The organism is Clostridioides sp. ES-S-0123-01 (assembly GCF_020658415.1).
GTDB lineage: Bacteria > Bacillota > Clostridia > Peptostreptococcales > Peptostreptococcaceae > Clostridioides.
Window position 1 is genome coordinate 40,467 of the sequence record NZ_JACVWD010000005.1, and the last position, 21,762, is coordinate 62,228.

The window sequence follows — 21,762 nt, forward strand, 5'->3', positions numbered from 1 at the left end:
GCAAAATTAGGAGGATGAAAATGAAAAGTAATATAACGATAAAAGATGTTGCTAAACAAGCAGGCGTGTCAATATCTACAGTATCTAGAGTTATAAATGATTCAAAACCTGTGACTGATGAAGTCAAACAAAAAGTTTTAGAGGTTATAAAAGAAACTGGATATATTCCAAATCCACTTGCAAGAAGCTTAGTAACTAAAAAGAGTCAATTAATAGGGGTAATAGTTCCAGAAGTTTCAGATTCTTTTGTTAATGAGATATTAAATGGAATAGAAGAAGTTGCTAAAATGTATGATTATGATATTCTTTTAGCTAATACATACTCTGATAAAGAACAAGAGTTAAAGAGTATAAATCTATTAAGAGCAAAACAAGTAGAAGGTATAGTTATGATTTCATGGGTAGTTGAACAAGAGCATATCAACTATATACAAAATTGTGGTATACCAGCAACATATATAAGTAAAACTGCTAGAAATTATGATATATACACAGTGAGCACTAGTAATAAAGAAGCTACTTTTGATATGACAGAACATCTTATAAAGAAAGGTCATGAAAAGATAGCTTTTATAATGACAAGTAAAGATGATACTGTTTTAGAAATGGAAAGACTTTCAGGCTACGAAGAAGCACTTTCAAGTAATAATATAGAGTTGGACAAGAGTTTAATCAAATATGGTGGAACTGATTATGAAAGTGGATACCATAGTATGAAAGAATTATTGGATGAAGGAATAATACCTCATGCAGCCTTTGTTACGGGTGATGAGGCTGCTATAGGAGCTATAAATGCTATCTGTGATGCTGGATATAAGGTTCCAGAAGACATATCAGTTGCAGGATTTAATGATGTTAAGATAGCTAAGATGTATAGGCCTAAGCTTACTACAGTTTATCAGCCTTTATATGATATGGGAGCAGTAGCAATAAGAATGGTTATTAAATTAATCAATAAAGAATTAATTGAAAACAAGAAAATAGAATTACCTTATCAAATTGTTGATAGAGAAAGTGTTATAGAGAGAAAGAAATAAAGTTATTAAAGTCAATCAGGTAGTGTTTAAAACACTACCTGATTTTTAGTTTAAATAATATGCAATTAAAATATTTTAGTTAAAAATAATAACTTTAAACCTTAAAAGTAGTTTATTTTTGTTTATTCATGAGGGTTGGATTTTTTAGTTTTCTTAAATATACTCTTAGATTTTTTTTGTTGATTATTTGGTGTATTTTTTGGTGCAGGTGTATTTGATTTACCTTTAGTTGGTTGCTTAGTCTTTTTAGTTTTAGCAGGTTTAGTATCTCTTTGAGTCTCTGCATCTGATATTTTATCCATTATAGTATCTAATTTTTTACGTTGATTGTCATCTAAAAATGCTTTGAATTTTGATACTACTTCCTCTCTTCCATCTAGGTTCTTACCTATCTTTATAAGTTCCTCCATAAGTTCACTTTCTGATTTCCCTTTGTAATTATCAGCAATCTTTTCTATCTTATCCTTGTCAATATTTTTTTGCTTAGCCATCTTTTCTAATGAATCTGTATCTATTTTTTTCATAAAAAAACCCCTTTCTATAAATATATATTGAATTATATTCATACTATTTATATATAGAAATAATATTGAAGTGGTGAATTGTGAGTGATATATAATATAAATAAAAATTCTTATAGATAATATATATGCACTGAGCTTTAAAAATGGAACATTAAAATATGAAAAACATACTTTAATATAGGGCAATTATATAATATAAGGGGGAATTGTCTTGAATAACTTACTATTTTTGATTGGAGTGATTGCATTGAGTAATGGTAATATCTCTATATTTGATGATAAAGATAAATCAAAGAAAAATAATAGAGCCAGAAAAAACAAAAAAAATTCAAATGAGAAATTATCAAAAGCTATACATGAAACTTTAAGGTTTGATGCAAATGATATAAAAAGAGGTCTAAGACTTATGGATTTGAGTGAAGAAGACCTAGAAATGGGAATGGAAATAATAACAAGAACTAAAAAATACATGTCAAGAGATGAAAGGAAAATACTAGTAAAAATAGAAAGTATTTTAGACTTAGTTAGAGGCATAAAGAAACTTAACAATATAGATGTGGTAGATGTTGAAGAGGAAACAGATTTTTTTAGAAAAATGGATAGTGAAGACAAAAAAAATATGATGATAAAAGAAATTATAGATGTATTTCCAGAAAAGAGAAAAAATTCTGTTGAAAAGGCTATAGGAATGAAAAAAAAGATAGATTTATTTGCAGAATTGTTTTTACCTGATGATTTTGGTGAAGGTGGATTTAGTTTAAGTTCTTTGGCAAATATAAATAATCTAGGTAGTATGAATAATCTTAAACTGCTAGGAAATCTTTTAAGAGGTGATGATAGTAATAATGATGATGATGAATATGAAGATAATAATGAAGAAGATGAAGAGTCAACATATGAAGATGAAGAATTAGATTATGAAGATGAGATAGATTATAATGAAGAAGAATTAACAGAAGATGAAGAAACAGACCATGAGTATGCAGAAAATGATGAAAATATAGTATATGATGAAGAATTATATGATGTTAATGAACAAAAGCATGAACATAATCGTAATGAAAAAAATACTAGAAGTAAAGCTAAGAGAAAGTAATAATTAACTAAATACATAAAGAGAAAAGGAAGAAAAAGTAATACTAGAATAAGATTATCTTAATTACTATATAAAACCACTTTAAAAAATTCAAAATTTATTATATAATAATAATATGAAATCCTGAAACATACGATAAGGCTTTTTTAAATTCAACCTACAAATGAAATACGGGAGACCGTGTCTAGTAAATTATAACATGCCTGTTTAGTTTGGACGTTAAAGGTTACTGGCAAGTCACCCACCTGGGAGTGCCTAGGGTGTGAATTTACTTAGCCACCGGTGTTTCGGGACAAAAAAAGTGCTACTATTTTAAATAGTAGTACTTTTTTTTATTAAAATGCATTTTTCTACCAAATATACCTAATTATTGAGAAATTTAAAAAGCTAAGTAACAATTAGGATTATAAGTGCATAGTATTAATTAGGCTATAAAAAGCCGAAGACTTAATAAGAATCGCTTACAGGGAGGGCAATGAAAAATGCAAGATTACAAAAAAAATAAAAGAAGAATGCTAAATCAGCCAATGTCTACAATGAATGAAGAAGAAGTGTATACAGATGAAATAAGTTCAGATGAGATGAGAGGATTCAAAAAATCACATCATCATAATGGATGTAACAATGATAATAATTGTGATTGTCATGATGATTGTAAACCTAATCCATGCAATCCATGTAAACCTAATCCATGTGATGACAATTGTGGATGCCATGATAATTGTAAATGTGATTGTGAACCATGCCAAATGGATTCAGATGAATGTTTTGAAAACAAATGTGGACCAAACTGCTGTAATCCTATATCTCCAAGAAACTTTTCTGTAGCAAATGCAGTTCCATTTGCAATAGAAGCTAATAGAATTTTTGATACTATGCAATTCCAAACATTTACAGATGCAACTGGACCAAATGGAGAACCATTAACTTTTGAAACAGAAGTAGTAGAAGTATTTGGTTCAGTTCCAAGTGCAGGTAGAGCAAGTGTAACTATAGATAAAATATGCTTAAGTAATGATGGAATAGTTATAGACACAGGAATGACAACTTTAGAAGATTTCGATTTAGATCCATTAGGAGATATAATAGGAAGAAACTGTGAAACAACTTTTGAATATGCAGTATGTGGAGAAAGAAACGCTGAATGTTGTAGACAAGGAAAAGGCAAATCAGTAGCTTATAAACAAAGAGGCTTAACTGTAGCAGTTCGTAATCTAGTATTAGAACTAAGAGGTAGATGTGGATGTACAGAATTCGTTGCATTAGCTTTCCCAGCAGTTAGAGCAGGAGGTGGATGTAAGAGAAGAGTTGATTTTGTAGAATTTACTTTTAACACACTTTCAGCACCAATATGCTTGCCAGCTGACGGAAGAGCTGTCACTTTAAGACAAGAATACCAAACTAACTTAACTGTAGATTGTATAGGAAAATCTATATTAAAATTAGAATGTAATGAATGTTGTGAACCTATGTATGAATTAATTATACCAAATGATATAGATTTAGTACTTTGCTTACAAGAAACAGTTAGCACATTAATAAGTGAACAAATAGTAGTTTTAGCATCACCAAACCCAATCCAACCAAGACTTGTTGATACTTTCTCTAAAGTATGTGATTTTTCGCAATGTGGACCTAATCATGGAAGTGGAAATTCAGGTTGCCACAGATAGATAGGTAGATATATAGACAGTTTAAATTATAAATAAAAATCATTTAAGGAAGGCTACCAATAGTAGATGATTTACATTGGTAGCCTTCACGTTATTTATAACTAATGTATAGATTTTATAGATTTAAAAAGTACTATAGTATGTAATAAACAAGTAAATATTGATACTATTGTCATTGTGTATATGTATGCATAAATATTAAGTCCTGGAATAGGAAGAAATACATATAGAGCTACTAGCTGAATTAACATACCAATGATAGTGTTTATACTTGAAGCTAATTCTTTTCTTATTGAATGTAAAATACCAGATAGCGTTTGATTTAGTGACATAAATAGTGGTACTAAAAACATAGCTTTTAAATATTCTCCAGCAAGTTTATTTTTAAATACTAGTATACATAAATCTTTTCCAAAGAAATAAAAAAACACTGATGATAGTATACCTACAAATAAAGTTAGGATTACAGAATACTTTATTTTTTTTAGGACACTTTTACGTTTTCTTAAGGCCATTTCTTGTGATATAGTAGGTATCAAATTTACAATAAGTGCTGAGCCAACAGTAAATGGTAAAAATATAAATGGCATTACCATCCCGCTGACGACACCATACATACTTAATGATTGTTGATAAGTCATGCCTGATAATGCTAATCTTGATGGTATCATCATAGAGCTAATAGATTGTAAAAGTATATTTGACATTCTATTGCAAGTTATAGGTATGGACATTTTCAATGTTTCCATAGAGGAATTATAAAAATCTTTTATACTTATAATATATTTATTGTCAAATGAAGAATCTCGACATAAACATATGAGCATAAATATGATATTACTCAATTCACCAATAGATATACCTAAAAGAGCAATATAACAATTCATAGACTTATCATTTACATACATAACGAGTAAAAAAACAAATAGAATTTTACCCATCTGTTCAATAATTTGTCCAATAGCAGGAACTTTTACGTTCTTTATGCCGTAGTAATACCCCCTAAGTACATTTGAAAGTGTTATTATAACTATGGCAGGACAAACTGCTAGTATAAATAAGTTCAATTTAGGGTCTTTTAGAAACTTAAGTGATAAAAAAGAACTATTGAAAGATGCAACTATAGATATAATTAATGCTACAAAAAATGATATGTATAAAGTTGATATAAACAAAGCATTAGTGTTGTGCTTATCATTTAAAGCTTTTCTTTTTGCAACTAAACAACTAAGTGCAGTAGGTATTCCAGTTGTTGTAACAGCTAAACAAATCATTAAAAAGTTAAAAATCATATGATATATACCTAGACCTGTTTCGCCTAAAGCTCTTGATAAGAATATTTTATATAAAAATCCAAATATTCTTACGACAAAGTTAGACATAAATAAAATAACTGTTGATAGTACTAAATAAGGTACTTTCAAAAAAAATCACCTCCTTATCTTTTAAATATATTCATAAGGAGGTGTAAAAATTTATAATTTTATAAATTCTGGTTTCATTTTATTAAATTTAGATACATACTTAAATCCCATGTTTTTTAGTAATGAATATATGTAATCAAATTCATATGCAACTTGACTTACATGATGTGAATCTGAGCCTGTGGTTATGATTTCTCCTCCTAAATCTTTATACATCTGAAGGATATATCTAGATGGAGTTAAATCTGGCAGGTTGTATCTGTAGCAAGATGTGTTTATTTCGATACCTTTACCATCATAGATAGCTTGCTTGAGAGTTTCTTCAATTATATCTGAAAATAGTCTGTCATCTAGGATGGTATCATAAGGTGCATATCTTTTAATTAAATCTAAATGACCTAAAACAGAGTAATCCTTGTAGTTTTTAACAATATTATACAAATAAAGGTAGTAGTTCTCATAGACCTCATGTTGAGTCTTACCTTCAAAATAGCTACCAAGGTATAAATCCATTTTATCTATAGCATGAATAGAGCATATTATAAAATCTAATGGATATTGATGAGCTTCTTTTCTATATGTATCTATTAATTGAGTTTGAACTCCAAATTCAATCCCTTTTTTTATTGATATTTTATCTTTATATCTATTTTTAAGAGTTTCTAGACTTTTAAAATAATCTTCGTAAACAATCGAAAAAGAATCATCCGCATAAACATCATAATCGACATGGTCTGTGAAACAAATTTCATTTATACCAAGGTCTATAGATTTTTTTATCATTTCTTCCATTGTAGATTTTCCATCAGTAGAGAAACTTGAGTGCATGTGATAGTCGTAAAACATAAATATTTCCCCTTTTTATAAAAATTTTGGTATTATATATACATACTAAATAATATCAAATATATGCTAAAGCATCAATAAAATATAAAAACAATAAGCGGTGATAAATGTGGAAAAATACAAAATAGATTTAAGTGAAAGGAAGTCAACTAAATATATACAAATATTTAATCATATAAAGCAGTTAATAATAAACAAAGAACTAGTTGAGCATGAAAAACTTCCACCAATAAGAAAGTTATCAGATTATTTACATGTAAATAATACTACTATAGTTAAAGTATATGAGCTTTTGGAAAATGAAGGATATGTATATAAAATTATAGGAAGTGGAACTTTTGTATCAAATTCAAATTCTTATAAAAATGGTATAGATAAAGGGAAAAACAAGAATATTAGACAAAGAGATGATTTAATTCATTTCGATAATGGAAATCCATCTAATGATATGTTTCCTATAGATTCATTTAAAAATGCTGTAAACATGGCATTATCTAAAGATGGAAGTTCAATATTTGATTACGATGAAGGGCTAGGCTCTGAGGAGTTAAGAGAAAAGATGGTAGAGTATTTAAGTGATGAAAATATAAATACTACTAAAGAAAACATTCAAATAATCTCAGGAGCACAGCAAGGTATAGATATAGTTTGTAAAGGGCTTATAAGTTATTCTGATGTTGTTTTTATGGAAGAACCCTCTTACAATGGAGCAATTGAAGTATTTAAAAGTAGAGGTGCAAAAATAATATCTATACCTATGTTAGATGATGGAATTGATATAGGTATTTTAAAATTAAAATTGGAAAAAATAAAACCAAGACTTATATATATTATGCCTAATTTTCAAAATCCAACAGGTATATCTTATTCTACATATAAAAAAAAGAAGCTAATAGAATTGGCAGAAGAGCATGATTTTTATATAATTGAAGATGATTTTATCAGTGATTTTATATTTGATTCAGAGGATAATAGGACAGTCAGGAGCTATGATGATAAAAATAGGGTAGTATATATAAAGAGTTTTTCAAAAATACTTATGCCAGGATTAAGAATAGGAATTGTAGAAATGCCAAATGAATTATTAAAAAAAGTTTTGTGGGCTAAATATTCATCAGACATATCAACACCAGGTCTTATTCAAAAATCAATGTATTACTATATGGAGAATTTCAATTGGAAGAATTATCTAAGTCATATAGAGAAGATATATACTGATAAGTACAAGTTAGCAAAAAACTTGATTAATGATAAATTGAGTGGTAAATTAAAAGTTAGAAAATCTTGTGGAGGTATAAACTTTTTTTTAGAATTGCCAAGAGGGTATACATCACAAAGCTTTACAAGTTTTATGTTAAATAAAGGAGTATCCATGCTTCCAGGGACTTATTTTTTTGATAATCTAGTGGATGATAGATTTTTTAGAATAAATATAGCTCGTCCAAGTATGGAAGAGTTAGAAAAGGGAATATCTATAATAAGTGATAATATAGAAGAGTTTTTCTGTGAATATAAAAATAAGTTAGATATAAAAAGTAATAAATTATTTTATTAATAAATAGAAGTTTTTTAGGAGGAAAAAATGTTTGACAAGAAGAAATTAGATAGGATTAATGAATTAGCAAAGAAAAATAAAGAGGGAGCTCTTTCTGATGATGAAATCAAAGAAAGGGAGATTTTAAGAAAGGAATATTTAGAAAATTTTAGAGCTCATTTTAAATCAAGACTTGATAGTGTTAAAGTAGTCTCACCAGAAGAATATGAACAATATATGAAAAATAATAAAAATTAAAACTTAATAGGAGGAAAACATGGACTTAAAGCATAAATTTAAGAATGCATGGGAAATTGAAAAAAAAGAGAATGCTATTGAACAGGTTATGGAATATGCTCGCAATTATATGGATTTTTTAAGTAAATCAAAAACTGAAAGACTTTCAGTAAAAGAAATTATAAAATTGGCTAAAGAAAATGGTTATATTTCAATAGATGAAGCTATGGAAAATGGAAGTGTAAGTCATGGGGACAAGATTTATGCTATAAATAAAGAAAAAGCAGTGGCACTTTTTGTAATAGGTAAAAACTATATAGAAAAAGGTATGAAGATTATAGGTAGTCATATAGATTCTCCAAGATTAGATTTAAAACCAAACCCATTGTATCAAGAAGCTAATCTAGGTTTTTTTAAGACTCACTACTATGGAGGAATTAAAAAATATCAATGGACAGCTATTCCTCTTGCTTTACATGGAGTAGTTATATTAAATGATGGTACAAAGGTGGATGTATCTATTGGTGAAGAAGACAGTGACCCAGTGTTTTGTGTAACTGACCTATTAGTTCATTTAGCTGGAAACCAAATGCAAAAGAAATTGTCAGAAGGAATCAGTGGTGAAGCTTTAAATGTATTAATTGGAAATATGCCTTTGGATGGCGAAGAAAAAGAACCTATAACAGCAAATATATTAAAAATTTTGAATGAAAAATATAGTATAGTTGAAGAAGATTTATTAAGCGCTGAGATTGAAGTAGTTCCAGCTGGGAAGGCAAGAGATTTGGGGTTTGATAGGTCAATGGTATTAGGATATGGTCATGATGATAGAGTATGTTCATATGCTGCTGTAAAAGCTATACTAGAGACTAGACAACCAGAATTTACTTCAGTTACATTATGTGTAGACAAAGAAGAAGTTGGCTCCCAAGGAAATACAGGTATGCATTCAAAGTTTTTTGAAAATACTGTGGCTGAGTTAATAGCTTTAGAAGGCGATTACTGTGATATTAAGGTAAGAAGAGCTTTAGCAAATAGTAAAGTATTATCAGCTGATGTTGCAGCTGGATATGACCCAAATTTTGATGAGGCATATGAAAAAAGAAACTCTGCATATATGGGAAATGGAATAGTTTTAAATAAGTATACTGGTTCGAGAGGTAAGAGTGGATGTAATGATGCTAATGCTGAGTTTATATCAGAAGTAAAAAGAATTTTTAACGAGGGTAATGTAGTATGGCAAACTGCTGAACTTGGTAAAGTGGACCAAGGTGGAGGTGGAACAATAGCCTATATCTTAGCAAATCAAGGTGCAGAGGTTATAGATTGTGGTGTTGGTGTTTTAAATATGCATGCACCGCATGAGATTGTTTCTAAAGTAGATATATATGAAATGTACAAAGGATATAAATCGTTTTTTAATATAAATTTATAAGTTTAATATACAATAGTATAAGTAATAAGTAATAAGTAATAAGTAATAAGTAATAAGTAATAAGTAATAAGTAATAAGTAATAAGCAAATAGAGTAGTATTATACTATGCTCATTAATTAAATGAACATAGTATAATACTACTCTATTTATTATTTTATTATTTAACAGCTTATAATTTAAATTTGAGTGTCGTGTATTAAAATTATTATATTATGATTTCAAAGTACTCACATAGTCTGTTTAGAAATTTATCTTCCAATGGAGAAAAAGTTTTCTTTTTAGAATAAATAAAGAAAAATTTTCTTGTAAAATCAACATCTTTTACTTTGTAGCATTTTATTTTGCCTGCATTTAGATAATCAATAGCTGAAATATATGATATAAAAGATACACCAAGGCCTAATCTAACCATTTCTTTAATGGCTTCATTTGATTCTACATGAGCTATTACATTTAATTTGTTTACCGGAAAGTTATTTTTGCTAAGTGTGTTTAGTATTAAGTTTCTAGTACCAGAGCCTTCTTTTCTCATAATAAAATTGACAGAAGCCAATTCTTCTATATCAATGTAATTGTTATTGTTATCAATTTTAAAATCTAAAGGAGTAATAAGTACAAGTTCATCATCTAATAAGTCTAGATATTCGATTTGAGGATTGTTAATTTTAGAACCAACTAATCCAAAGCTTATCCGTTCATTTAAAATTTCTGATATAGCATATTGAGAATCATAATGGCTTATGGAAAATTTTACATCTGGATAACTCATAGAAAAATTCTTCATAAAATCAGGTAGAATATAAGTTTCAGGTATAGAACTACATGCTATATCTATAATGCCTTCTATTTTACCTGAATATTCTTTTATATCATAAATTGCACGCTTGCAGTTATTTAATATATATATGGCATGCTCATAAAGAATTTCACCAGATTTTGTGAGTGTAATAACTTTGTTGCTTCTGTTTATAAGTACAGTTTCTAACTCTCTTTCTAAATTTTGTATGTGTGCACTTACAGTAGGTTGAGTTAAAAAAAGTTCTCTTGCAGCTTTTGAAAAACTTTGATGTTTTGCAACAGCAACAAATACTTCAAGTTGTTTAAAATCCATTATTTAATCCTCCTTAAATTATCTAAAACTATTATAACATATTTGATAAATTAATAGTTAAAGGTGATTTTTTGAAATAGAAAACCTTAAAATGTTTATGGAGTTTTTGATTGTTTAGGAATAATTTGGTATAATGTTATAAGGATATTTACCACAAGTATCTTGTAAATTGAATTTTCAAAATTCAACTTTAAAATGTGTTTTGTTACAAAAAAATTACAGATAGCTTCTTAATCTTATTAAATTTAAATAAATATTATATAATTATTTTATAAAATAATAAACGTAATTATTGAAAAAAAAGATAATCACACAATGAGATATAGATAAATATTATAAAATTTAAGAAAGGAGGATTGATTTATGAAGTTAAAAAGGTCATTAGTTTGTGTAACTATTTTAGGGATTGTACTTGTTGGATGTCATAAAGAAACTACTAAAGAGAAAAATCAAGTAGCAAGTAAAGCAACACAGCAAAAAACTATGACAAAAGTTCAAAATGATGTTAATGAAATGATGGATAAAGATTATAAATATGTTATAAAAAATATGGGAATACCTTATAACACAATTTATTATATAAAAAATAAGAATTTAAAAAAATCAAATACAATGCAAGATATAAATACATCAAGTTATATGACATTAGTTTACCCTAAATATACTGGAAACAATGAATTAGATGGAAGTGCTTTATACATTAACATTAATAAAAATAAAGTTGTTAATGTTGAAACAAATTCCTTTTCATCACAAAGTATAACAGCTATAGATGAAAGCTATGGTATTATGATTGAAACAAATGATAATGAAAAATCAGCTGTATCCTTAGAGGAATATAAAAACATTGACTTGGGAGAGTATATTGGAGTTGAAGAATCTAGGATAAATGAAATCGTGGGTAATGCCAATTATAATTTAACAGCATATAACCATGAAGGAAATAGGGTAGTGAAGAGTTATAGATTAAAAGAAGATAATAAATTATTAGACAAAGAAATACTTACAATAAGTATAGTAGATAATAAAATAAAGTCTATAAAAACTATTGAGAGTGATAAAGTTGTAAAAATAATAAAAGGAGCTTTATTAGAATAATGAATTTTAAAGCATACAAGTCTGTTTTAAGGTAGAAGTAAATTTCTAACTTGAAGCAGTTTTTTTTTATAAAATGTATAAAATTGAAATTAATACAATTAATGATAATTTTATAAGATTTATTAAATTTAAACTGCAATTATAGATAACAATTAGTTATAATTAAATATAAGCTAAAATGATTTATTGCAATTTACAATTATACTACATTAAGAATGTTTTTAAATAAAAAATATATTGGGGTGTATTTAAAATGATAGGATTAGCAGATGCCATAAAAATTATTGAAGAAAATGTTATACCAATAAGTAGGATTAAGAGAGTTAATCTTATAGAAGCAGTAAATAAAGTAGTTGCAGAAGATATATATTCAACAATTGATAGTCCTCCATTTGACAGGTCACCATATGATGGTTATGCATATGATGCAAATTCTGAAAATAAAAATTTAAAGGTTATAGGAACATTATATGCAGGAGAAGTGTTTGATGGTATATTAAATAAAAATGAAGCAGTGAAGATAATGACTGGTGGAAAAATTCCAAAGGGAGCAAACTGTGTAGTAAAGAAAGAAGATGTGACAACTAGAGAAGACATGATAACTTTAAATATAAAACTAAAGGAATATGACAATTATATATTTAAAGGTGAGGATATAAAAAAAGGTCAATTAATTATTAGTAAAAATCAAAATATAGGGTATGATGGTATAGGAGTATTAGCGAGTCTTGGAATATCTAAATTAACTGTATATGATGATTTAAAAGTTGGTATTTTAAATACAGGAACAGAATTACAAGATATAAATGAAACTTTGGAGGATGGCAAAATATATGATAGCAATAGATATACATTATATTCAAAGCTTTTAAAGCTTGGAATACAAGCAGATACAATATGTAATTGTACTGATGATATACAAGAATTAGAAAAAAAAGTAAAGGATATGCTAGAAACTGTAGATTTTTTAATTACTACAGGTGGTGTATCTGTTGGAGATAAAGATTTAATACCAGATGTATTTAGAAACATAGGAGCAAAAGAATTGTTTTGGAAGATAAATATTAAACCTGGAGGAGCTTGTTATGTAGCTACATTGGGAGAAAAAATATTGTTTGGGCTTTCTGGCAATCCACATGCGGCAATTGTGGTATTTGATAATGTAGTTGTTCCTGTGATTGAGTATTTAACATATAAAGACAGCAATCATTATATAAAAGCTATATTTAAAGGAGAATTTAACAAAGTCTCAAATAACGATAGATTTGTAAGTGGAAAATTATATACAGATGAAGGTAAATTATATGTTACATTAAATGATAAAAAAGATGCCAAGGCTAGATTATCTGCAACATTGAGAAGCAATTGCATGATTAAGATAAAAAAGAGAGAAATAATAAAAGAAAATCAATTAGTAGATGTTGTTGTTATATAGTTTTATGAAGGGGATATGGTTTTATGTATAATGTATTATCAATTGTCTCTTATTCAGGAGTAGGTAAAACTACGTTGATTGAAGGTATAGTAAGAGAATTAAGTAAAGAAGGGTATAATGTTGGAGTTATCAAACACACATGCCATGATTTTGAGATAGATGAGGAAGGGAAAGATACTTATAAACATAGAAAATCAGGTGCGAGGAAAGTTTGTATAATATCAAATAAGAGGTTAGCATATATTGAAGAGTTAAAAGATAAAAATCCACTATATAAAATGATTAAGTTTTATGAAGACATGGACTTGATTATTATAGAAGGATATAAAAATTATAGATTTAAAAGATTAGAGGTAACTAGAAAGGATAAGTATAAGGATATTTTATCAAATAAATCTGATTTGATAGGTATTATAAGTGACATAGAATATGATTTAAATATTAAGCAGTTTAGTTTGAATGACTATAAAAATGTATCAAAGTACATAGAATATTGTATAAAAAATAATACTTTAAAATTAAATGATAGTGAAATAAAAAACATATTAAAAGAATAATTTTAAGATATTATTTTGATATAAAATGGTATAATTATTTATATATAAACAAAGATATGAGAAATTTATTTAATTATAAAAATCGTATTTTGAATTATAAAATATTATAGAAATCGTAGGAGGATAATATGAAAAAAATATTAGTAGCATGTGGAGCAGGAATTGCAACATCAACAGTAGTTTGCGACAAAGTAGAAAGATTGGTTAAAGAAAATAACATACAAGCAGAAGTTATACAATGTAAAATTGCTGAATGTGCAACAAAACAAGAAGGTGCTGATTTGATAGTATCTACTACTATATTGCCAACAACTTATGATATACCTGCAATAAAAGCAACAGCATACATAACAGGTATAAATACTGCTGCATTAGATAAGAAAATATTGGATGCTTTAAAATAAGTTTTTGAGTTTACAGTTATAAAAAATATTTAGTACTAAATATAGAGTTGTATCTTGTAAAATTTTATTTACATAGATATGGCTCTTTTTAGGTGTATTTTAAATATATGATTATATAAAATAAGTATTCAATTTTATGAAACATATTCTTTTGAATTGCAATTTTATAAAAGATTTAAAATTAGTGTTATGTTATACTAATTTAAGGGTATTTTTTAGACGTATTGATAAAGGAGGATTTAAAACTTATGATAAAACAATTTGTCAAATATTATAAACCATATAAGAAAATCTTTACATTAGACCTTATAGCTGCGTTCTTATTTTCTTTATGTGATTTAGTTTATCCTATGATAACTAGAAATATAATGGATGACATTGTTCCAAATAAAAATTTAAGAATGCTAGTAGTTTTTGCAGTTGTACTTATACTTATATTTATAGCAAAAGCAGGGCTTAATTATTTTATGCAATATTGGGGACATGTCATTGGTGTAGATATGCAAGCTGATATGAGAAATGAGGTATTTACACACTTACAGAGGCTTCCAAATACTTATTTTGATAATAATAAATCTGGTGTAACTATGTCTAGAATAGTAAATGATTTAATGGATATAACAGAACTTGCACATCATGGTCCTGAAGATTTATTCATTTCTATAGTAATGCTAGTTGGTTCATTCTTTATACTTATAGATATAAATATTCCTCTTACTCTTATAATTTTTGCTATATTGCCATTTATAATTTGGTTTGCTATAACAAAAAAAGATAAGATGAATATAGCCTTTATGAAAAGTAGAGTTACTATAGGTGATGTAAATGCAACTTTAGAAAATAGCATAGCTGGAATGAAAGTAACTAAGTCTTTTTGTACTGAAAAAGAAGAATTAAATAAGTTTGTAAGAAGTAATAAATTATTTAGGAGAGCACGACAAGATTCTTATAAAGTAATGGCAGAATATTATTCTGGTATGAATTTATATATGGATATTTTGGAATGGGTAGTTGTTATAGCTGGTGGATACTTTACTTATCTTGGGAAAATTACTTTAGGTGATTTTGCTGCATATATATTATATGTAAAGATGTTTATACAACCTATGAAGAAATTGATAAACTTTACAGAACAATATCAAAATGGTATGACAGGTTTTAAAAGATTCATAGAGATAATGGAACAGGACCATCAAAAAGAAGCTAAAAACCCTGTTGAACTTGAACATGTAAAAGGTAACATCGAGATAGAAAATATATCTTTTACATATGAAGATGATACCCAAGTATTAGATAATCTAAGTTTATCTATAGAAGCTGGTAAAACTATAGCTTTAGTAGGTCCTTCTGGTGGAGGAAAGACTACATTGTGTAATTTATTGCCAAGATTTTATGAGTTTGATAAAGGTGATATAAAAATTGATGGAAAAAGTATCAGGGATGTAAGTTTAAAATCTTTGAGAAAAAATATAGGTATAGTTCAACAAGATGTATTTTTATTTACAGGAACTATAAGAGATAATATTCTTTGTGGAAATCCTAGTGCTACAGATGAAGAGATGATTGAGGCTGCAAAAAAAGCTAGAATACACGATTTCGTAGAAACTTTGCCAGATGGATATGATACTTATATAGGAGAAAGAGGAGTAAAATTATCTGGGGGACAAAAACAAAGAATTTCAATCTCAAGAATCTTTTTAAAGAATCCTCCAATAATAATATTGGATGAAGCTACTTCCGCTTTAGATAATGTAACAGAAAGAGAAATTCAAGAGTCCTTAGAAGAGTTAAGTAAAGATAGAACAAATTTAGTTGTTGCACATAGGTTGACTACTATAAAAAATGCTGATGAAATCATAGTACTGACAGATAAAGGAATTGAAGAAAGAGGTACTCATGAAGAGTTAGTAAATAAAAATGGAGTATATAGTAGATTACACAATAACTAACATATACATTAAATTTATAAACATAGAATATATTAAGATTCATAAAGCAAATTCATTTTATATTAATGAGATGTTTTATGAAAAATGTATTCTATGTTTTATTTTTTGCAAATTATATTTAATTCTATTTATAAAAGTAGTGTTAAATAGCCAATTTACAGGATAACGTTTTTACAAAAAGAATAATTTAGAAAACTAACTTTAATTTATAGAATTTATAGAATTTTATGAAAAAAATCGAATTTTGACTTGAAATGTTTTTCAAAAGTAGTAAAATAATGGATAACTATACATACATTGTATACAAATATATTTATTTATGAGGGGGGATTTTGTATGGAGGCAATAACAGCTTTTTGTCTAGTTTTAGTATCACTGACGATAGGAGATGTAGTTTCAGCAAAAACTAAAGCTTTTGTTCCATCAGTTTTTGTATCAGCAATTATATTTATAGTAGGATTTTGGACTTTTTTCCCAGAAAATATCGTGGATTTAGCAGCTTTGGGGACACCATTAGCACAATTAGGCATGCTTTTATTAATAACTCATATGGGAACTATGATGAGTATTAAAGAGCTAGCAGGTCAATGGAAAACAATTGTAATAGCGTTAGCAGGAATAGTAGGAATATGTGTAGGAGCTTTGGCATTAGGAACTCTAGTGTTTGGATGGGATACAGCTGTAATCGCTACACCTCCTCTTACAGGAGGATTAGTTGCATCTATAATGATGGCAGATGCGGCTACAGCAAAAGGTCTTGCGAGTTTGGCAGTTTTAGCGATTTTAATGTATGTGGCACAAGGATTTGCAGGTTATCCTATCACAGCATTGATGCTTAAAAAAGAAGGAAAAAGACTTTTATCAGATTTTAGAAGTGGAAAAGTAACTGTAACTAAAGTTGAAGAAGAAACTGAAAAAGTACCTGAACAAAAGAGTAAGTTTAAGATAATTCCAGATTTACCTGAAAAGTACGACACAACATATATGATAATACTTAGATTAGGACTTGTAGCATGGTTAGCAGTACAATTTACAAATCTTACAAATGAAGTTGTATCAAGATATGTTATCTGTTTAATATTTGGTGTAATAGCATCAGAACTTGGAATAGTTGACAGAAAGCCACTTAATAAATCTGGTTCATTTGGATGGTTAATGACATCATTGATGGCTTTTATATTTGCAGGATTAGCAAAAGCTACACCAGCAATGCTTGCTGAAATGGCTGTTCCTCTTGTAGGAATTATAATATTTGGTGTAATAGGTATGGGAATATTCTCTATTATAGTAGGTAAATTTTTGGGTGAAAGTAAGGAAATGGCGTTTTCAGTTTCACTTACAGCACTTTATGGTTTCCCACCAAATTATATATTAACTGAAGAAGCAGTAAAGGCTCTAGCTGAAACTCCAGAAGAAAAAGAATTTCTGATGGATAAAATGCTTCCAAAGATGCTTGTTGGTGGATTTACTACAGTAACAATAGCTTCTGTAGTAATAGCAGGTATTTTTGTAAATCTTATATAAACTTTAATTAATAAATAAGGCATTTAAAAAATAAGAAGAATATGTTACACTTGGAGGTCTGGAATGAATATTAAAGAAATAACAAATGGATATAAAGATTATGTAATCAAACTTAGAAGGGAATTTCATGAAAATCCTGAAAAAAGTATGGAAGAATTTAGAACATCAAAGAGAATTAAAGAAGAGCTTGATAAAATAGGAGTACCATATGTATCATCTGGAGGGACAGGTGTAGTCGCAACTATAAAAGGAAATAATCCAGGAAAAACTGTAGCACTTAGAGGAGATATGGATGCACTTCAAGTTGTTGAGTGTACAGAAGTAGAATACAAATCAAAAAATGAGGGGCTTATGCATGCTTGTGCACATGATGGTCACACATCAATGCTTTTAGGAGCAGCTAAGGTTTTGAATGATATTAAAAATGATATTAATGGAACTGTGAAATTATTTTTTCAACCAGGAGAAGAAGTAGGTAAAGGTGCAAGAGCTATGATTAAAGATGGTGCTATGGAAGGTGTAGATGGTGTATTTGGAATTCATCTTTGGAGTGATGTAGAGTGTGGGACTGTGTCAGTTGAAGAAGGTCCAAGAATGGCTTCTGCTGATTTCTTCAAAATTACTGTAAAAGGTAAGGGTGGTCATGGTTCACTTCCTCATCAAGGTGTTGATGCGGTACTTGCAAGTTCTGCATTAGTTATGAACTTACAATCCATGGTTAGTAGAGAAGTCAGTCCTTTAGAGCCGCTAGTTGTAAGTGTTGGAATTTTAAATTCTGGAACAAGATTTAATGTAATAGCAAGTGAAGCTGTTCTAGAAGGTACAATAAGATTATTTAATCCAGAACTTAGAAAACAAATTCCTACGATTTTAGAACGTATAGCAAAATCTACAGCAGAAGCATATAGAGCAGAGGCTGAGTTAGAGTATGGATATTTAACACCAGCTGTTATAAATGACAGGGAATGTTCAAAGATAGCTACAGAAGCAGTAATTAAGCTATTTGGAAAAGAAAGTATAGCACTATTTGAAAAAGTAACAGGAGCAGAGGATTTTGCTGAGTTTATGAATATTGCACCTGGTGCATTGGCATTTGTAGGGGCTAGAAATGAAGCTAAAGGAGCTTGTTATCCTCATCATCATGGGTGTTTTAATATAGATGAGGATGCTTTAGAGATTGGAACTGCCTTATATGTTCAATATGCAGTAGACTTTTTAAATAAATAAATTTAATATACTATAAAGAAAAAGCAGAGATTAAGTTTATACTCTGCTTTTTTATTGTCTATAATTACTATAAATATTGACTATAAAAAAAAGATATGATACTATAAAAGAAAATGATAATCAATATCAATTAATAAGAAGGTGATTTAATTGAGTAATATAATGTTTGCGTTTTTAATAACTTTGTTTGCAGGTTTGTCTACTGGAATAGGAAGTTGTATAGCGTTTTTTGCTAAAAAGACCAATACTAAATTTCTTTCTGTAAGTTTAGGATTTTCTGCTGGTGTTATGATTTATGTATCTATGATAGAAATATTTCCTAAGGCACAAGAAGCTCTAACAAAGTCTATGGGAGAAAAATTAGGAAACTGGTCAACTGTAATAGCTTTTTTTGCAGGAATGGCTATCATTGCAATTATTGATAAGTTAATTCCTCAAGAAGAAAATCCTCATGAGATAAAGAAAATGGAAAATTTGGATGAAAAAAATATACAAAAAAATAAATCTCTCTTAAGAACTGGGATATTTACAGCAATGGCTATAGCAATTCATAATTTTCCAGAAGGGTTAGCTACATTTATATCGGCGCTTGATGATGCTACAATAGCGATACCAATAGCAATAGCAATAGCTATACACAATATACCAGAAGGAATATCTGTATCTGTACCAGTGTATTACGCTACAGGAGATAAAAAGAAAGCTTTCTATTATTCTTTTTTATCTGGAATGTCAGAACCTTTAGGGGCCATTATTGGGTATGTACTTCTTAGAAATTTTCTAAATGACACTACACTTGGAATTGTGTTTGCTCTTGTGGGAGGTATTATGGTATTTATATCACTTGATGAACTATTACCATCAGCTAGAGAATATGGTGAGCATCATCTATCAATTTACGGATTAATTGCAGGAATGGTTGTTATGGCTATTAGTTTATTGCTATTTAAATAGATTTTTAGATATCCAATTGTAACCTAAAATTAATATCAAAATGATATAATTATTAAAACAGATTATCATATGTCAAAAATATCATTTTGGAGGTGAATTTTATAGAAAAGAAAATGAAGTTTAAATTTGATTGGTATAGTTCACCTGATAGGATAGAAGAATGGTTAGAAGATATGGAAGAACAAGGATATAACTTATATAAGATAAGTAAATTTGGAGGAATATTTTATTTTTATAAAGGAACTCCAAGAAAAATAAAATATGCCATTGATTATTATTATGATGCTGAGGAAGATTATTTTAATAAACATAAGTATAGAGGGTGGAATCTTATATTTAGAAGCATTGGTAGTTTTATAGGTACATCTTCATGGTATGTATGGAGTAAAACATATGAAGATGTACCTCCTAAATTATATAGTGATTTGGATAAAAAAGATAAAGTAAAATCAATTTTATTCATGAATGTATTTTTATTTACTATTTTAGTAGTTATTTTTATATATTTATTGTTCACTGAAATAAGAAATTTATTTAATGGTTATGGAGTAGATATTTGTACTATCGCATTGCAAATTATGTTATTAATTTTGTATTTGGTACAATTATATAGAAGAATAATGTATTACTTAAGGATTAAAAAATTAACTAAATAAAGATGGAGAGTGTCTCAAAATGACTTTGAGACACTTTTTTTATCAATAAATGTTATTCTTTATATATATTTGTATCAGTTATAACCTTTTAGATTTTATTTAAATCTTGAGTATTGATAAGAATAATTTAAAAATGTTATTCTAAGGTATCGGATATTTAAAATCACATTTAAATATATCAATTAAAAAATTTCAATAGTGTGTAATAAGAAAGTGTATAAGGCGTTGTAATTAGAAAATAAAAATATATTTAAATATAATCAAATATAGTATAATACAATCACAGAAAAGTGTGATTGTATGAGTAAACACTATAAACATTTATACAAGGGTTTCAACTTCTAATCAAAAAGATGATTTAAAAATCAGGTTGAATTTCTCAGACAGTAATGCTAGTGCTAAAGGAATGATAATAGATGATTAGTTGTAGCATATATGGATTAAGAAAATACAAGAAAAAGATTAGAGAGGATGAGGAAGTTGAAAAGAAGTTAAAAAGAGAACAGATAAAACTTTCAAGGAAATATGAAAGTTTAAAAATAAGAAATAAAATAGAAGAAGGGAGAGCTACTAGTCAAAATATTCAAAAACAAGTAGTCAAAGTACAAAAACTTCATCAAAGATTAGCTAATATAAGAACTGATTATATAAATAAAACTATAAGCGAGATAGCGAAAAACAAGCCATCTTATATAGTAATTGAAGATTTAGCTGTTTCTAACTTTATGAAAAATAAGCATTTATCAAAAGCTATTGTGAGTCAAAAACTCTATGGATTTAGAACCAAACTAACATCTAAATGTAAGGATAATTGCATAGAACTTAGAGTTGCAGATAGATTTTATCCATCATCAAAGACTTGTAGTAAGTGTGGAGAGATTAAAAGAAACTTAAAACTCAAAGATAGAGTTTACAAATGTGAATGTGGATTATCTATAGATAGGGATTTAAATGCAAGTATTAATCTTAAAAATACTAAAAAATATAAGTTAGCTTAAAATCAAATTGATTCGCACACACGTGGTTCAAGAGTGCTTATA

General features: G+C 27.9%; 20 protein-coding genes and 1 other RNA gene. 17 read left to right on the top strand and 4 right to left on the bottom strand.

The window, feature by feature from the left end:
* The first annotated feature begins 14 nt into the window (after positions 1-14).
* Positions 15-1,037, top strand: coding sequence for a LacI family transcriptional regulator CcpA (gene ccpA / locus IC175_RS12555; RefSeq protein WP_413926669.1), 1,023 nt, complete (start codon positions 15-17; stop codon positions 1,035-1,037).
* Positions 1,038-1,159: 122 nt separating this feature from the next.
* On the opposite strand, the gene IC175_RS12560 is transcribed toward ccpA, so the two are convergent.
* A complete protein-coding gene (locus IC175_RS12560; RefSeq protein WP_227434031.1) occupies positions 1,160-1,561 on the bottom strand; it encodes a hypothetical protein in 402 nt (133 codons plus the stop codon).
* Positions 1,562-1,772: 211 nt separating this feature from the next.
* Here IC175_RS12560 and IC175_RS12565 point away from each other — a divergent pair, with 211 nt between their 5' ends.
* The 3 genes from IC175_RS12565 to IC175_RS12575 all read left to right on the top strand — a co-directional run bounded on the left by IC175_RS12565 (position 1,773) and on the right by IC175_RS12575 (position 4,330).
* A complete protein-coding gene (locus IC175_RS12565; protein WP_227851589.1) occupies positions 1,773-2,657 on the top strand; it encodes a hypothetical protein in 885 nt (294 codons plus the stop codon).
* Between the two features lie 117 nt (positions 2,658-2,774).
* A non-coding RNA gene (ssrS, locus tag IC175_RS12570) (6S RNA) lies at positions 2,775-2,955 on the top strand.
* A 184-nt stretch (positions 2,956-3,139) separates the two neighbouring features.
* Positions 3,140-4,330: a hypothetical protein gene (locus IC175_RS12575; protein WP_227434033.1), complete on the top strand. Its 1,191-nt coding sequence runs from the start codon at positions 3,140-3,142 to the stop codon at positions 4,328-4,330.
* Positions 4,331-4,431: 101 nt separating this feature from the next.
* On the opposite strand, the gene IC175_RS12580 is transcribed toward IC175_RS12575, so the two are convergent.
* Positions 4,432-5,754, bottom strand: coding sequence for a polysaccharide biosynthesis protein (locus tag IC175_RS12580; RefSeq protein ID WP_227482169.1), 1,323 nt, complete (start codon positions 5,752-5,754; stop codon positions 4,432-4,434).
* Between the two features lie 51 nt (positions 5,755-5,805).
* A complete protein-coding gene (locus IC175_RS12585) occupies positions 5,806-6,600 on the bottom strand; it encodes a histidinol-phosphatase HisJ family protein (RefSeq protein WP_227434035.1) in 795 nt (264 codons plus the stop codon).
* Positions 6,601-6,709: 109 nt separating this feature from the next.
* Here IC175_RS12585 and IC175_RS12590 point away from each other — a divergent pair, with 109 nt between their 5' ends.
* The 3 genes from IC175_RS12590 to IC175_RS12600 are packed head-to-tail and all read left to right on the top strand — an operon-like array spanning position 6,710 to position 9,806.
* On the top strand, positions 6,710-8,155 hold the full coding sequence (locus IC175_RS12590; protein WP_227434036.1) for a PLP-dependent aminotransferase family protein: 1,446 nt from the start codon (positions 6,710-6,712) through the stop codon (positions 8,153-8,155).
* Between the two features lie 27 nt (positions 8,156-8,182).
* On the top strand, positions 8,183-8,392 hold the full coding sequence (locus IC175_RS12595; protein WP_227482170.1) for a DUF896 domain-containing protein: 210 nt from the start codon (positions 8,183-8,185) through the stop codon (positions 8,390-8,392).
* 19 nt (positions 8,393-8,411) lie between these two features.
* Positions 8,412-9,806: an aminopeptidase gene (locus tag IC175_RS12600; RefSeq protein ID WP_227434037.1), complete on the top strand. Its 1,395-nt coding sequence runs from the start codon at positions 8,412-8,414 to the stop codon at positions 9,804-9,806.
* Between the two features lie 206 nt (positions 9,807-10,012).
* Here IC175_RS12600 and IC175_RS12605 read toward each other — a convergent pair whose 3' ends face one another.
* Positions 10,013-10,918: a selenium metabolism-associated LysR family transcriptional regulator gene (locus tag IC175_RS12605; RefSeq protein WP_227851590.1), complete on the bottom strand. Its 906-nt coding sequence runs from the start codon at positions 10,916-10,918 to the stop codon at positions 10,013-10,015.
* A gap of 363 nt (positions 10,919-11,281) precedes the next feature.
* Here IC175_RS12605 and IC175_RS12610 point away from each other — a divergent pair, with 363 nt between their 5' ends.
* The 10 genes from IC175_RS12610 (at position 11,282) to IC175_RS12655 (ending at position 21,720) form a co-directional block, all read left to right on the top strand.
* The gene (locus tag IC175_RS12610) at positions 11,282-12,016 is read left to right on the top strand and encodes a hypothetical protein (protein WP_227434039.1); all 735 of its coding nucleotides are present in this window, start codon (positions 11,282-11,284) and stop codon (positions 12,014-12,016) included.
* 253 nt (positions 12,017-12,269) lie between these two features.
* Positions 12,270-13,451 (top strand): molybdopterin molybdotransferase MoeA, encoded by a 1,182-nt coding sequence (locus IC175_RS12615; protein WP_227434040.1) that lies wholly within the window; start codon positions 12,270-12,272, stop codon positions 13,449-13,451.
* Positions 13,452-13,474: 23 nt separating this feature from the next.
* A complete protein-coding gene (gene mobB / locus IC175_RS12620) occupies positions 13,475-14,008 on the top strand; it encodes a molybdopterin-guanine dinucleotide biosynthesis protein B (RefSeq protein WP_227434041.1) in 534 nt (177 codons plus the stop codon).
* Between the two features lie 128 nt (positions 14,009-14,136).
* Positions 14,137-14,412 (top strand): PTS sugar transporter subunit IIB, encoded by a 276-nt coding sequence (locus tag IC175_RS12625; RefSeq protein ID WP_227434042.1) that lies wholly within the window; start codon positions 14,137-14,139, stop codon positions 14,410-14,412.
* Between the two features lie 248 nt (positions 14,413-14,660).
* Positions 14,661-16,361 (top strand): ABC transporter ATP-binding protein, encoded by a 1,701-nt coding sequence (locus IC175_RS12630; protein WP_227434043.1) that lies wholly within the window; start codon positions 14,661-14,663, stop codon positions 16,359-16,361.
* Between the two features lie 336 nt (positions 16,362-16,697).
* On the top strand, positions 16,698-17,885 hold the full coding sequence (locus tag IC175_RS12635) for a hypothetical protein (protein WP_227834681.1): 1,188 nt from the start codon (positions 16,698-16,700) through the stop codon (positions 17,883-17,885).
* 63 nt (positions 17,886-17,948) lie between these two features.
* A complete protein-coding gene (locus IC175_RS12640) occupies positions 17,949-19,112 on the top strand; it encodes a M20 family metallopeptidase (RefSeq protein ID WP_227834680.1) in 1,164 nt (387 codons plus the stop codon).
* A 162-nt stretch (positions 19,113-19,274) separates the two neighbouring features.
* A complete protein-coding gene (zupT, locus tag IC175_RS12645) occupies positions 19,275-20,066 on the top strand; it encodes a zinc transporter ZupT (protein WP_413926946.1) in 792 nt (263 codons plus the stop codon).
* 113 nt (positions 20,067-20,179) lie between these two features.
* Positions 20,180-20,722 (top strand): DUF2812 domain-containing protein, encoded by a 543-nt coding sequence (locus IC175_RS12650; RefSeq protein ID WP_227845688.1) that lies wholly within the window; start codon positions 20,180-20,182, stop codon positions 20,720-20,722.
* Positions 20,723-21,138: 416 nt separating this feature from the next.
* Positions 21,139-21,720 (top strand): RNA-guided endonuclease InsQ/TnpB family protein, encoded by a 582-nt coding sequence (locus IC175_RS12655; RefSeq protein ID WP_413927251.1) that lies wholly within the window; start codon positions 21,139-21,141, stop codon positions 21,718-21,720.
* Positions 21,721-21,762: the final 42 nt, after the last annotated feature.

What these genes read in the sequence shown, in the direction of transcription:
- ccpA (WP_413926669.1), top strand. Translation starts at nt 15, where the DNA reads ATGAAAATGAAAAGTAATATAACGATAAAAGATGTTGCTAAACAAGCA.
- IC175_RS12560 (WP_227434031.1), bottom strand. Translation starts at nt 1,561, where the DNA reads ATGAAAAAAATAGATACAGATTCATTAGAAAAGATGGCTAAGCAAAAA.
- IC175_RS12575 (WP_227434033.1), top strand. Translation starts at nt 3,140, where the DNA reads ATGCAAGATTACAAAAAAAATAAAAGAAGAATGCTAAATCAGCCAATG.
- IC175_RS12585 (WP_227434035.1), bottom strand. Translation starts at nt 6,600, where the DNA reads ATGTTTTACGACTATCACATGCACTCAAGTTTCTCTACTGATGGAAAA.
- IC175_RS12595 (WP_227482170.1), top strand. Translation starts at nt 8,183, where the DNA reads ATGTTTGACAAGAAGAAATTAGATAGGATTAATGAATTAGCAAAGAAA.
- IC175_RS12600 (WP_227434037.1), top strand. Translation starts at nt 8,412, where the DNA reads ATGGACTTAAAGCATAAATTTAAGAATGCATGGGAAATTGAAAAAAAA.
- IC175_RS12605 (WP_227851590.1), bottom strand. Translation starts at nt 10,918, where the DNA reads ATGGATTTTAAACAACTTGAAGTATTTGTTGCTGTTGCAAAACATCAA.
- IC175_RS12610 (WP_227434039.1), top strand. Translation starts at nt 11,282, where the DNA reads ATGAAGTTAAAAAGGTCATTAGTTTGTGTAACTATTTTAGGGATTGTA.
- IC175_RS12615 (WP_227434040.1), top strand. Translation starts at nt 12,270, where the DNA reads ATGATAGGATTAGCAGATGCCATAAAAATTATTGAAGAAAATGTTATA.
- mobB (WP_227434041.1), top strand. Translation starts at nt 13,475, where the DNA reads ATGTATAATGTATTATCAATTGTCTCTTATTCAGGAGTAGGTAAAACT.
- IC175_RS12625 (WP_227434042.1), top strand. Translation starts at nt 14,137, where the DNA reads ATGAAAAAAATATTAGTAGCATGTGGAGCAGGAATTGCAACATCAACA.
- IC175_RS12630 (WP_227434043.1), top strand. Translation starts at nt 14,661, where the DNA reads ATGATAAAACAATTTGTCAAATATTATAAACCATATAAGAAAATCTTT.
- IC175_RS12635 (WP_227834681.1), top strand. Translation starts at nt 16,698, where the DNA reads ATGGAGGCAATAACAGCTTTTTGTCTAGTTTTAGTATCACTGACGATA.
- IC175_RS12640 (WP_227834680.1), top strand. Translation starts at nt 17,949, where the DNA reads ATGAATATTAAAGAAATAACAAATGGATATAAAGATTATGTAATCAAA.
- zupT (WP_413926946.1), top strand. Translation starts at nt 19,275, where the DNA reads ATGTTTGCGTTTTTAATAACTTTGTTTGCAGGTTTGTCTACTGGAATA.
- IC175_RS12650 (WP_227845688.1), top strand. Translation starts at nt 20,180, where the DNA reads ATGAAGTTTAAATTTGATTGGTATAGTTCACCTGATAGGATAGAAGAA.
- IC175_RS12655 (WP_413927251.1), top strand. Translation starts at nt 21,139, where the DNA reads ATGATTAGTTGTAGCATATATGGATTAAGAAAATACAAGAAAAAGATT.